The sequence below is a fragment of the Desulfotomaculum copahuensis genome, assembly GCF_001655685.1.
GTDB lineage: Bacteria > Bacillota > Desulfotomaculia > Desulfotomaculales > Desulfovirgulaceae > Desulfotomaculum_G > Desulfotomaculum_G copahuensis.
Map to the genome: position 1 here is coordinate 40,593 of NZ_LYVF01000009.1, position 11,864 is coordinate 52,456.

At 62.0% G+C, this 11,864-nt stretch carries 11 protein-coding genes and 1 riboswitch; of the genes, 8 read left to right on the forward strand and 3 right to left on the reverse strand.

The genetic code is table 11. The features are described 5' to 3' along the window. Positions 1-44: 44 nt before the first annotated feature. Positions 45-219, forward strand: a riboswitch (cobalamin riboswitch). Between the two features lie 180 nt (positions 220-399). The 8 genes from cobU (at position 400) to A6M21_RS00925 (ending at position 9,937) form a co-directional block, all read left to right on the forward strand. Beyond that, entirely contained in the window at positions 400-960 is a 561-nt protein-coding gene (gene cobU, locus A6M21_RS00890; protein ID WP_066666021.1) for a bifunctional adenosylcobinamide kinase/adenosylcobinamide-phosphate guanylyltransferase, read from the forward strand. Between the two features lie 101 nt (positions 961-1,061). Next, positions 1,062-2,615 (forward strand): cobyric acid synthase, encoded by a 1,554-nt coding sequence (locus A6M21_RS00895; RefSeq protein WP_066666022.1) that lies wholly within the window; start codon positions 1,062-1,064, stop codon positions 2,613-2,615. A gap of 69 nt (positions 2,616-2,684) precedes the next feature. Further along, positions 2,685-3,629 (forward strand): adenosylcobinamide-phosphate synthase CbiB, encoded by a 945-nt coding sequence (gene cbiB / locus A6M21_RS00900; RefSeq protein ID WP_345788072.1) that lies wholly within the window; start codon positions 2,685-2,687, stop codon positions 3,627-3,629. A 102-nt stretch (positions 3,630-3,731) separates the two neighbouring features. Beyond that, the gene (locus A6M21_RS00905) at positions 3,732-5,126 is read left to right on the forward strand and encodes a cobyrinic acid a,c-diamide synthase CobB (protein ID WP_066666085.1); all 1,395 of its coding nucleotides are present in this window, start codon (positions 3,732-3,734) and stop codon (positions 5,124-5,126) included. Continuing rightward, a complete protein-coding gene (gene cobS, locus A6M21_RS00910; protein ID WP_066666024.1) occupies positions 5,123-5,890 on the forward strand; it encodes an adenosylcobinamide-GDP ribazoletransferase in 768 nt (255 codons plus the stop codon). Before A6M21_RS00905 ends, cobS begins: the two co-directional genes overlap by 4 nt. A 2-nt stretch (positions 5,891-5,892) precedes the next feature. Continuing rightward, entirely contained in the window at positions 5,893-7,020 is a 1,128-nt protein-coding gene (gene cobD, locus A6M21_RS00915; RefSeq protein WP_078060289.1) for a threonine-phosphate decarboxylase CobD, read from the forward strand. 167 nt (positions 7,021-7,187) lie between these two features. Then, positions 7,188-7,808, forward strand: coding sequence for an alpha-ribazole phosphatase (gene cobC / locus A6M21_RS00920; protein ID WP_151191739.1), 621 nt, complete (start codon positions 7,188-7,190; stop codon positions 7,806-7,808). 17 nt (positions 7,809-7,825) lie between these two features. Next, positions 7,826-9,937, forward strand: coding sequence for a penicillin-binding transpeptidase domain-containing protein (locus A6M21_RS00925; protein ID WP_066666025.1), 2,112 nt, complete (start codon positions 7,826-7,828; stop codon positions 9,935-9,937). A 367-nt stretch (positions 9,938-10,304) separates the two neighbouring features. Here the strand turns inward: A6M21_RS00925 and A6M21_RS18570 are convergent, their stop codons facing one another. The 3 genes from A6M21_RS18570 to A6M21_RS18575 form a co-directional block, all read right to left on the reverse strand. Beyond that, on the reverse strand, positions 10,305-10,472 hold the full coding sequence (locus A6M21_RS18570; protein ID WP_161485972.1) for a hypothetical protein: 168 nt from the start codon (positions 10,470-10,472) through the stop codon (positions 10,305-10,307). A 200-nt stretch (positions 10,473-10,672) separates the two neighbouring features. Next, the gene (locus tag A6M21_RS00930) at positions 10,673-11,569 is read right to left on the reverse strand and encodes a Gmad2 immunoglobulin-like domain-containing protein (protein ID WP_066666026.1); all 897 of its coding nucleotides are present in this window, start codon (positions 11,567-11,569) and stop codon (positions 10,673-10,675) included. 108 nt (positions 11,570-11,677) lie between these two features. Continuing rightward, the gene (locus tag A6M21_RS18575) at positions 11,678-11,830 is read right to left on the reverse strand and encodes a hypothetical protein (protein WP_161485973.1); all 153 of its coding nucleotides are present in this window, start codon (positions 11,828-11,830) and stop codon (positions 11,678-11,680) included. Positions 11,831-11,864 lie beyond the last annotated feature (34 nt).

The window sequence follows — 11,864 nt, forward strand, 5'->3', positions numbered from 1 at the left end:
GCGGCGTAGAAATGTTTATCCGGATCAACAATGTCAAATGCATAACGGCCTTGTAGCCGTCAGGTGCCCCCGCAAGGGGATAATAGGGAATCAGGTGTGATACCTGAGCGGTCTCCGCCACTGTAACCGGTTAGCTGCCTTCATTTGCCACCGCCAGGGAAGGCGTAAGGCAAGCGATGAGCCGGGAGCCAGGATACCTGCCTGCCGGTGCCTTGGCGCCCCTTCGCGAGTAAAGGGGCATGGTTTCCAACGGGGCGAAGGATCGAACCTGGCAAAATCCTCAGTCTTTGCAGACTGGGGTTTTATTTTATGTTGAAAATCCAATGCAGGCTTCAGTTGATCCGGCGCCGGCGGTGCCAAAGCAGTTGCGGTAAACAAGCGGGACGGGGGTGTTTTCAAGTGGCTTTAATCCTTGTGCTGGGGGGGGCGCGCAGCGGCAAGAGCGGTTTTGCCGAGGAACTGGCCGGGCGGGCCGGTCCGCGGGTGGTTTATGTAGCCACGGCCACCGTGGGCGATCAAGAGATGGCCCGCCGGGTGGCCCATCACCGGGCGCGCCGGCCGGCGGCCTGGCAAACGGTGGAGGAGTCCTTCCGGCCGGAAGAAGTGGTGCGTGTTTTCAGCAGGGCGGCGGACGCGGTATTGGTGGACTGTCTGACCATGTGGATCACCAATTTGCTGTTGCATGATCCGGAACGGCCGGTGGAAGAAACGGAGGCACTGATCCTGGAACGTGTCCGGGCACTGGCCGACGCCGCCGGCCCGGCGCCGGCCCGGGTGATTCTGGTGTCCAATGAAGTGGGGCTGGGCCTGGTGCCGGACAATCCGCTCGGCCGGAATTACCGTGATATAGCCGGACGGGTAAACCAGTACCTGGCCCGGCGGGCGGATCAGGTTTACCTGGTGGTGGCCGGCCTGCCGGTGGAGATAAAGTCGCTTTCCCGGACGGTTGCCGGGGATTAGCCTCCGGAGGGCCGCCGCCCGGGTGCAGGCTTTAAAATAATGTGAGGCGGGCGGGATGGCACCGGAGGGCCGCCGCCCGGCAAAAACGGAGGGGTTGTATTATGCCGGCCAGAACCATTATGGTGCAAGGCACCGCTTCCCATGTGGGTAAAAGCGTGCTGGTGGCCGCCCTGTGCCGTATCTTTTACCAGGACGGGTACCGGGTGGCACCGTTCAAATCACAAAACATGGCCTTGAACTCATTTGTTACCGCGGACGGCGGCGAAATGGGCCGCGCCCAGGTGGTACAGGCGGAGGCGGCCGGGCTGGCGCCCCACGTGGATATGAACCCGGTGCTGCTTAAGCCCACCGGCCAGGCATCATCCCAGGTGATCGTGCTCGGCCGGCCGGTGGGCAACCTGACGGCCGGGGAATATCACAACGGCTACGCCCGGCGGGTATGGAGCATTATCTGCGAGGCGCTGGACCGCCTGCGAAAGGACTATGAGGTGGTGGCCATTGAAGGCGCCGGCAGTCCGGCGGAGGTTAATTTGCAGGCCACCGAAATCGTGAACATGCGCGTGGCCCGCCAGGCGCAGGCGCCGGTGCTGCTGGCGGTGGACATCGACAAGGGCGGCGCCCTGGCCTCGGTGGTGGGGACGCTGGAGTTGCTGTCGCCGGAAGACCGGGCGCGGGTGGCCGGGGTGATCATCAACAAATTCCGGGGCGACGTGCGCCTGTTCCAGCCGGCGGTGGATTTTCTGGAAGCCAAAACTGGCGTGCCGGTGGTGGGTATCGTTCCTTACTTCCAGGGCTTCCGTGTTCAGGAGGAAGACACCGTTTCCGAGGAAAGCCTGCGCCGCAGCACCGCGCCGGTGCACCGGGAAGTGGAGATCGCCGTCGTTCATCTGCCGCACATCTCCAATTTCACCGATTTCGATCCGTTGGAGGATGAAACCGATGTAAAGCTGCGCTATGTGGCCGAAGGGGAATCCCTCGGCCGGCCGGATTTGGTGCTGTTGCCGGGAAGTAAAAATACCATTGAAGACCTGGTCACGTTGCAAAAATGCGGCCTGGCGGACGAGATCCGCGGCCTGGCGGCAGAGGGCGTGCCGGTGGTCGGCATTTGCGGCGGCTTTCAAATGCTGGGCCGGGAACTGAACGACCCCGGGCACACCGAATCCGGCGTATCCCGGGTGGCCGGTCTGGGTTTGCTGGATGTGTCCACCACCTTTATCTGGGACAAAGTGACCACCCAGGTGGAAGCGGTGGTCTGCGGCGGCGGTCCGCTGTTGGAAGAAGCCGCCGGATTGCCGCTGACCGGTTATGAAATCCACATGGGACGCACCGACCGGGGTGCCGGTACACGCCCGGCCTGCCGGATCCGGCTGCGTTCGGGCTGCGCCGTTGACCTGCCCGACGGGGCGGTGAGCGGGGACGGCCTGGTTTTCGGCACCTATATTCACGGCATCTTTGACCGGGATGAGTTTCGCCGTCGTTTCATTGATACGCTGCGTGTGCGCAAGGGCCTTTCCCCGCTTAGACCCGGACAAGGAGCCTCCCTGTCCGCGCAGCGGGAAAGGGACTACAACCGGCTGGCGGCGGTGGTGCGGGAAAGCCTGGACATGGAGAAGATCTACGGCTTCATGGGCCTGCCCGGACGGAAGGGGAATTGAAGCGGCCCGGGGCGGGCAGACGGATGAGGCCTGCAAGCAGGAGGTTGGGAGGGAGATTTCTTGCTGCAAGTGCTGGCTGCTTTTTTGGTGGATCTGGCAGTGGGAGATCCTTCCTGGCTGCCCCACCCGGTAGTGTTGATCGGCAAACTGATCGACCGGTTGGAAAAGTTGCTGCGCCGCATTTTCCACCGTCCGGCCGGCCTGCGCCTGGCCGGCGTGCTGCTGGCCCTTACGGTCGTTAGCGCGGCCTGGGCGGCCACAGCGTTCCTGCTATGGCTGGCCGGGCTGGTTCATCCCTGGCTGGCTGTGGTCTTGAATGTCTGGCTCATTTCCACCACCATGGCCACCCGCTCGCTGGCGTCGGCCGCCCGGGCGGTGCTGCAGCCGCTGACGGCGGGCGATCTGTGCCTGGCCCGGCAGCGGGTGGGCTGGATTGTGGGCCGGGATACGGCGGCGATGGATGCCGCGGACGTGACCAGGGCCACGGTGGAAACAGTGGCCGAAAACATCGTGGATGGCTTTGTTTCCCCCCTTTTTTTCGCCCTTTTGGGCGGGGCGCCCCTGGCCATGGCCTACCGGGCGGTGAACACCCTGGATTCCATGGTCGGCTACCGCAATGAGCGATTCCGGGATCTGGGCTGGTTTTCCGCCCGCCTGGACGACGCGGCCAATTTTCTGTCCGCCCGCTGGACCGCGCTGTGCCTGCTGGCCGCCGCCTGGCTTTCCGGACGGCGGACCGGGGAAGCCTGGCGGGCCGTGCGCCGGGATGCGCCCGCCCACCCCAGTCCGAACAGCGGTTGGCCGGAGGCGGCCATGGCCGGTGCGCTGGGGGTGCGTCTGGGCGGATTGAACTACTATGGCGGCCGGGCGCAGATGCGTGCCTATATGGGCGAGCCGCACCTGCACCTGCAGCCCGACCATGTACGCCAGGCGGTGGACATGATGTATCTGGCCGCCGCGCTGGCGGTGCTCAGCGGCATGCTGGCCGCCCGGCTGGCGGGAGCGGTCTTTTAACGTGAAAAACAGCCGCTCTTTAAGGCGGTGGACGTACCGGAGGAGCGACTGGCGCAGTTTTCCGGGCAATATTTTTATGTTAACTTGAAGGAATGTGATCACATGCCCGATATTCCCCGCATACTCATTGCCGGCACGCATAGCGGTGTGGGCAAGACCACCCTGGCCACGGCGCTGATGGCCGCCTTCACCCGGGCCGGCTACCGGGTGCAGCCTTACAAGGTGGGGCCGGATTATATCGATCCCGGTTATCATACCGCCGCCACCGGCCGGGTTTCCCGCAATCTGGACGCCTGGTTTTTGGGGCCGGACGGCATACGGGAGGTTTTTTGCCGCGCCGCGTCCGGTGCCGGTATCTGCATCATTGAAGGCGTCATGGGGCTCTATGACGGCCGGGGAGCGACCAGTGAGGGCAGTTCCGCCGCCGTGGCCAAAATATTGCAGGCGCCGGTGGTGCTGGTGCTGGACGCCCGTTCCATGGCCCGCAGCGCGGCAGCGGTGGCGCTGGGTTTTCGCACCCTGGATCCGGCAGTGCCCCTGGCCGGGGTGATTTTGAACCGGGTGGGCAGTCCGCGCCATTTCGCCATCCTGAAAGAAGTGATTGAAGGGGAGGCCGGCCTGCCCGTGCTGGGTTGGGTCGGCCGCCATGCTGAAATCAGCCTGCCCGAACGGCATTTGGGCCTGTTGCCCACCGCCGAGAAAGGCGGGCTGAGGGCGCACCTGGAAAAAATGACTGCCGCCCTGGGGGAAGGGGTGGACTTGCACCGGTTGATGCGCGTGGCCCGCCAGGCGCCGTCCCTGCCGGAAATCGAGCCACGCATTTTTCCCGCCACCCCCCGGCCGCCCCGGGTGCGCCTGGGTCTGGCCAGGGACGCCGCCTTTAACTTTTACTACCAGGACGGACTGGATTTGCTGGTCGCCCTGGGCGCTGAACTGGTGCCGGTCAGTCCCCTTTCCGGCGGCGGGCTGCCCGCTGATTTGGACGGCTTCTACATCGGGGGCGGCTTTCCGGAGATGTTTTTGCCTCAGCTGGCGGAAAATGAAAACTTTAAGCAGGAGCTTGTCCGCGCCTTTTCCCGGGGCATGCCCGTCTACGCCGAGTGCGGCGGCCTGATGTACCTGACCCGTTCGATCAGTGACTTTGAGGGCCGGGAATATCCGATGGCCGGTCTTTTGCCCGGGCGCTGCCGGATGCAGCGCCGGCGGGCCGCCCTGGGTTATGTCCAGGCTACGGTGTTGACGGACAACATTCTGGCTACGGCCGGAGCCGGTCTTAAAGGGCATGAGTTTCATTATTCCATCCTGGAGGAAATGCCCTTTCCCCGGGCTTATACCCTGCGCAAGGCCGGGGAGGATACGGGGCGGCCGGACGGCTATGTGCTGGGCAACCTGCTGGCCGCTTACCTGCACCTGCACTTTGCCGCCTGCCCGGCGGCAGCCGCCGCCCTGGTGGAGCGTTGCGCCCGTTTCCGGGCCAAAAGGGAGGGGGCGCGGTGAAAACTTTTATTGTCTCCCTGCAGTTTCTGACCCGCTTTTCCATTTACCGGGGGGCGTATGACGAACGTGCCTACGGCCGGGCGCCCCTTTTTTACCCCGTGGTGGGGTTGATCCTGGGAATCTGCTGGCTTTTGCTTTATCTGGCGGTGTCTTTTTTATTCCCCCGTCCGGCCATTGCCGCCCTGCTGGTGGCCGGGCTGGTGGTGTTTTCCGGCGGCCTGCACCTGGACGGCTTTATGGATACCATGGACGGGGTGTTCAGCGGCCGTCCCCGCGAGCAGATGCTGGAAATTATGCGGGACAGCCGGGTGGGGGCCTTCGGAGTGATCGGCCTGGCCGTTTTGTTCCTGTTGAAATATTCCCTGCTGCTGTCCCTGCCGCCTTTGGTTGTGCCCCGGCTGCTGCCGGTGGTACCGGCCTTGAGCCGCTGGGGCATGGTTTACGCCATCGCCCGTTTTCCTTATGCCCGGCCGCAGGGCTTGGGCCGGCTGCAGGCCGATTACACCGGCGGCCGGGAACTGGCCCTGGCCACCCTGCAGGCCGTGGTGGCGGCCGCTCTGGCCGGGCCGGCGGGGATGCTGTTGTTTTTATCCGCCCTGGCGGCGGCGCACTGGCTTTGCCGCTGTTTTACGCACCAGTTGGGCGGTTTGACCGGCGATACATACGGGGCGGTGAATGAAATCCTGGAAGTGCTGCTGTTGCTGGTTGCCTGTGCTTTGGGGCAGGCGGCCGGCCAATATTTTGCCTGGCCGGGGGGGTTTTGATGATGCAAAAGATGGGAGATGGTGGTAAAATGGATGCAGGGATTCCGCCCCACGGCGGCAACCTGGTGCGGGCGGCCCGGGAATACGGCCTGTCCCCCCGGGATTTTCTGGACTTCAGCGCCAATATCAATCCCCTGGGGCCTTCGCCCGCGGCATTGCAGGCCATCCGGGACAATCTGTGGCAGATCCGCCATTATCCCGATCCCGACTGCCGGGAATTGAAAGCGGCACTGTCCCGTTATCTAAAGGTGGATCAGGACTGCCTGCTGACGGGCAATGGTGTGGCTGAGTTGATCTATTTGCTGGCCCGGGTGCTGGACATCCGGCGGGCGCTGGCCCCGGCTCCCACCTTCAGCGAATACGGCCTGGCGGTAAAATGCAACGGGGGGGTTATGCGTTACGCCGTGGCTGATCCGGCCGGCGGGTTCGTCCCGCCGGTGGCGGAGTTGCTGCGCCTGCTGCCGGAAAACGACGCCCTCTTTATCTGTACGCCCAACAATCCCACCGGCGCCCTGGTAGAGCGGCGGGAACTGGAGCAGTTGCTGGATGCGGCGGCCGGATGCGGGGCGATGGTGATTGTGGACGAGGCGTTTATGGATTTTGTACCGGAACGGGAACAATATTCCCTTTTGCCTCGGGCCGGGCAGCATCCGAATTTGATCCTGCTTTACTCCCTGACCAAGTTTTTTGCCCTCCCCGGCCTGCGCCTGGGGGCGCTGGCCGCCCCGCCGCCGCTCATCCGGCGGCTGAAAGAGGCGCGGGATCCCTGGAGCGTCAACGCGCTGGCCCAGGTGGCCGGCACGACCGGGCTGGCCGACAAGGAGTACATGGCCGCCACCCGGCGTCTGGTGGCGGAAGAGCAGGTCTGGCTGCGGGAACGGCTTAATGCCCTGCCCGGAATCAACGTCCGGCCCGGGGCGGCCAACTTCCTGCTCGTGGACGCCGGCGCCGCGGGCTGTTCCGCCACGGAACTGGTACACCTGCTCGGCCGCCGGGGGGTGCTGGTGCGGGACTGCAGCAATTTCCCCGGCCTGCGGGGCGCCTACATCCGGGTGGCCGTGCGCCGGCGGGAGGAAAACCGGGTGCTGGTGGAAGCCCTGGCCGCGGTGTTGAACGGTGACCGGACTTGACCGGCTGCCGGAAAAAATGGCAGCCTGCCGTGCGGTGACTGTTCTCATCTCCCGCCGGCGCGGCCGGCCGGTGTTTCGTCGGACCGGAGCATTGGAGCGACGGGGTGCGGCCATCGCCTTTTTCATTTGTCGGTGGTGTTCAAAAAATCATGGCCGTTAGGGAGGTAGTGTTTTTGCGCATATTTCTGGTCAGGCACGGCGAGACGGCTTGGAACGCCAAGTTGCGCTTCCAGGGACATGTGGATGTACCGCTTTCCGGACGGGGGCGGGAACAGGCCCGGGCGCTGGCCGTCCGTCTGGAAAAGGAAAACTTCGCCGCCGCCTATGCCAGCGATCTGGGGCGGGCGGTGGAAACAGCTGGGATTTTAACCGTCCCGCACAATCTGGCGGTGCAGCAACTGACCGGCTTGCGGGAAATAAATTTCGGAGCCTGGGAAGGACTGACGGCGGAACAGATCCGCGCCCGGTACGATAAAGAAATCCGTCAGTGGTGGGACAAGCCGCTGCAGACACGCATACCGGGCGGGGAAACGCTGTCCGAGGTGGCGGCCAGGGTGACGGCCGAGATCCGGCGGATTGTGGAAAACCGCCCCGGGGAGCAGGTGCTGGTGGTCTGCCACGGCGGTCCGATCCGCACCATTGTGGCATCGATACTGGGTATGGATCTGAATCAATACTGGCGCCTGCGCCTGGACAACGCCTGCCTTTCGATCATTGATTTTCCGGCCTGGGACCGGGGAATGCTGACGCTGTTCAACGACTGCAGTCACCTGGCCGGGGGGGAATAGAGAGGTGAGTTGCGGCCATGTCTGAACGCATAAATTTAATTCCCCGCCGGGTGACCATTGTCATGCTTGCCGGTACGGTTATTTTTGCCCTGCTCATCTTGCGCCTGTTCTGGGTGCAGCTGGTCTGGGGCGGCGAACTGCGCCGGGAAGCGGAGCAGGTCCAGACCAGGGAAATAACCCTGCAGCCCGAGCGGGGGAATATTTATGATCGCAACCATAATCTGCTGGTGACCAGTGTGCCCTGTTATTCCGTTTATGCCAACCCGGAATTGTTCAAGCACCCGGATGCGGCGGCGGACAAGATCGCTCCCCTGCTCGGGCTGAAACGGGACGAGGTATATAAAAAACTTAGCGGCAAGGAGCCTTTTGCCTGGTTGAAGTACGGAGTTGATTTTGCCACTGAGGAAAAACTGCGCCACCTGAATATAAGCGGCCTGGGTTTTGTTGAAACCAGCAAGCGTGCTTACAAACAGGGCAGCCTGGCGGCCAATGTGCTGGGTTTCGCCGGCAACGACAACCAGGGGCTGTACGGCCTGGAGAAGAGTTACGACCGGGAGCTCTCCGGTGCTCCCGGGCGCCTGGTGATGCAGGTTGATGCCGACGGACGCCAGATCCCGCAGACGGACGCCCTGATTTACCCTTCCCGGCCGGGAGACCAGCTGACGCTGACCATCGACCAGACCATCCAGTTTTTTGTAGAACGGGAGCTGGACCGGATTGTTGCGACTTATAAACCGGCCCGGGCGGTGATCCTGGTCATGGATCCGCAGACCGGCGAAGTGCTGGCCATGGGCAGCCGCCCCACATTCGATCCATCCCATTGGCAGGATTATCCTTCCCGGGTCTGGGGCCAGAACCCGGCCACCTATTATACCTATGAACCCGGTTCCACCTTTAAAATTATCGTCACAGCCGCCGGGCTGGAGGAGGGTGTAGTGCATCCGGGGGACTGGTTTGACGATCCCGGCTATGCAGTGGTGCAGGGGCGGCGGATTTACGATGCGGAAAGGAACAACCTGGGCAGCGTTTCCTTTGCCCGGGGGGTGGAGGATTCCCTCAACGCCGTTTTTGCCCAGGTCGGCCTGCGCCTGGGCCGGGACAGGCTCTATAAGTATATTCAAGGTTTCGGTTTCGGTTCACCAACCAATATCGACCTGCCCGGGGAGGAACCGGGCATTGTCATTCCGGAAAAAAATGCTTCCCCGTTGAATGTGGCCACCATGTCCATCGGACAATCCATTGCCGTTACACCGGTGCAACTGCTGACCGCTATCTGCGCGGTGGCCAACGGCGGGCAGTTGCTTCAGCCCCATCTGGTCAAAGAGATTGCCAACGGTACCGGCAAAGTGATCAAGGATGTACGGCCGCAATTGGTGCGCCGGGTGATTTCCGCGGAAACGGCAAGCCAGGAAACCGGTCTTTTAGAAAAGGTGGTGACAAAGGGCACCGGTCAAAAGGCGCTGGTGCCGGGCTACACGGTGGCCGGCAAGACGGGTACCGCCCAGGTGCCCGGCCCGGGAGGGTATCAGGCGGGTAAGTATGTCAGTTCCTTTGCCGGTTTCGCCCCGGCTGTCAACCCGCGGGTGGCCGTATTGGTGATGGTGGCCGAACCGCAGGGGCAGTATTACGGGGGCGATGTGGCGGCGCCGGCGTTCAGCGCGGTGGTCCGGGACACTCTGCGTTACTTCGGGGTACCCGAAGAGGCCGGCCAGGAACAGCCGGACGGCGCGTCCGGAGGGACAGTTGCGGCCGGCGGGAATAATGTGGCCGTGCCCAATCTGATCGGGCTGCCTGTGGACGACGCCCGCTGGTTGCTCGGTGAGCGGGGATTGAATTGCTGGACGCCGGGAAACAAGGGCGTGGTCAGCGGCCAACAGCCGGCCGCCGGACGGAATGTAAATCCCGGCGCTGTTGTCAGCCTGCAGGTTACCAGCGCTTCCGGCCAAATCACCATACCGGATCTAACCGGCCTGACCATGAAAAAAGCCGGGGCGGTGCTGGGGGATCTGGGACTGAACATCAAGCTGTCGGGCAGCGGGGTGGCGGTAAAACAGGAACCCTCACCCGGGGCGCATGTTTCCCGGGGGTCAACGGTGACGGTGGAATTTCAGCCGCCACCCGGCGGCTGACCAGGCGGTCGGTGTATTCCTGTCCGTTGGCACAATTTGTCGAAAGGTCGGACAACGGACAATCATTTGGTCGTCCGGCCGACAGCGAAAAGAGATATTATGTAGTAGTATAACTTCAGAATCACTGTCTGCGCTGCCGGCAGTGATCTCATCCGCCGGAGCGGATGATTTTCCGGATGGTTAAATAAATACCTCCTTCTTCCCAAACCCACAGGAGAGTGGGTTTTCTTTTCGGCAAAACAAGTCCCTGCGTGATGAACACGCAGGGACTTGAGATTCCAACCGGCGTGAAGACCGTTTTCAGGTAGCGTGCAATGACCGGAAAAACCTTCGCGGCAAAGTCTCCGGACTTCGCCCCGAAGAAACGCTAAAACTTGAACAGGTTTCCGGCCAGCAGTCCAAGGGCCACGGAAACCACGGCACTGACCACAACCCAGAGCATTTCCCGGGAAACGCGTCTGGTTAAATGTTCCACCGTTTCACCCAGGGATGTTTCAATCACCACCGGACCGGCGGTGATTTTTTCTTTGGCCAAGAAGTCCCCCCCTTTGTCAGAGCTGTTCACAGACCTTCCGTGACGGTTTGTCCCCTGATCTTCGACAGCTGAATTATCTTGAACAAAACCAGTATAGCACAGATTATGGTTCAAGGAAAGGTGCCGTACCGTCCTGGTTGTACAAGGCTGCTGGAAGTTCTGTCATGCCGGCCGGTTTTTGCTTGTTGCGCAAGCCCGGCTTAAGGCCATCTTACCGGTATGGTCACCTTGTTTTGCTCGCTGCCATCCCGGGGACTGAGCGAAAATACCTCCAGCGTTCCCTTGCCGGACGGGGGTGGAGTGAATTTCAATTGAATCTCAAAGTCCCCCCGGCCGGGAGCGGCACTGGAAGCGGTGGCCGTGCCCCTGGCTAGTTCCCGGCCCTGATCATCCAGCAGACGGGCGGTAACGGCACCTTCAAAAACGCGGGCGCTGCCCTTGATCAGCAGGGGTACGCCGGCAATCTGGTTTGTGGTCGGATGGGTGACCCAGATGGCCGGTTCATATACCCGGGATACGTCGCGATGAAAAGGCTGTTCGTATAAACCGACGTGGCCCCACCAGTCTTTTGTGCGCTGGTCCACTTTACCATTCACTTCAAAAGAGACCGCTTTTATTTCCGGAAACTCGGTTAAAGTGTCCACTATGCTTTGGATGCCCAGCGCCTCACCTTCCGCGCCTACGTTCGCCTTGAGCACTTCCGGCGAGAAATTCACCGTGGCCAGTCCGTTACTAATCTTGACACCCAGTATTTTGGTATCCGGCGGCAGTACGCGTGCGGCCCCGGGAGTAACCGGCCGGCCCGCGATCAGTTTCTCCAGGGCCGCGGTCACCGGATCCCCGGTGTTGGAAACGTAATGGATTTCCCGGACCAGGTACTCTTCTCCATCCGCCGACTTCAGGTAATAAACCGGCAGAGCAAGCGGTTGCTGTTGAGCCGTGTTTTGTCCGGCCGGTGATTGTCCTACCGGCGGTTTTTGACCGCCGGGGCGGGCCGTCTGGCCGCATCCGGCCAAAACCACCGACGCCACCAGCAGGAATAACAGCAGAAAAACGGGCGGGGGAAAAAGGGACCGTTTGCGGGAAAACAACTTCATCTTGCAAAACACCGTCCTTTCAGTGATTGTATACCATAGGCGGCAGGCGGCACAAGTATAGTAAAAGAATTCCCTTTGCCGGGGAATTCTTGTACACCGGTTTATTGATTAGTGAGCTGCCGTGCGGCCATTGGACCTTTCCTCCACCTGCGCAATTTCCTCATTGACCGGTTTGGCAAAAATGGCCGCCAGGACACCGACGCCAAGAATAATGACCATACCGGCATAGAAAACGGTCCAGTTATCCATGAACGAACCCATGACTGATCCCTCCTTTGCTAAAAATTTATCATTT

Coding starts and splice junctions, on each gene's coding strand:
- A6M21_RS00895 (WP_066666022.1), top strand. CDS start 1,062: ATGCCGGCCAGAACCATTATGGTGCAAGGCACCGCTTCCCATGTGGGT.
- A6M21_RS00905 (WP_066666085.1), top strand. CDS start 3,732: ATGCCCGATATTCCCCGCATACTCATTGCCGGCACGCATAGCGGTGTG.
- cobD (WP_078060289.1), top strand. CDS start 5,893: ATGCAAAAGATGGGAGATGGTGGTAAAATGGATGCAGGGATTCCGCCC.
- A6M21_RS00925 (WP_066666025.1), top strand. CDS start 7,826: ATGTCTGAACGCATAAATTTAATTCCCCGCCGGGTGACCATTGTCATG.
- A6M21_RS00930 (WP_066666026.1), bottom strand. CDS start 11,569: ATGAAGTTGTTTTCCCGCAAACGGTCCCTTTTTCCCCCGCCCGTTTTT.
- A6M21_RS18575 (WP_161485973.1), bottom strand. CDS start 11,830: ATGGGTTCGTTCATGGATAACTGGACCGTTTTCTATGCCGGTATGGTC.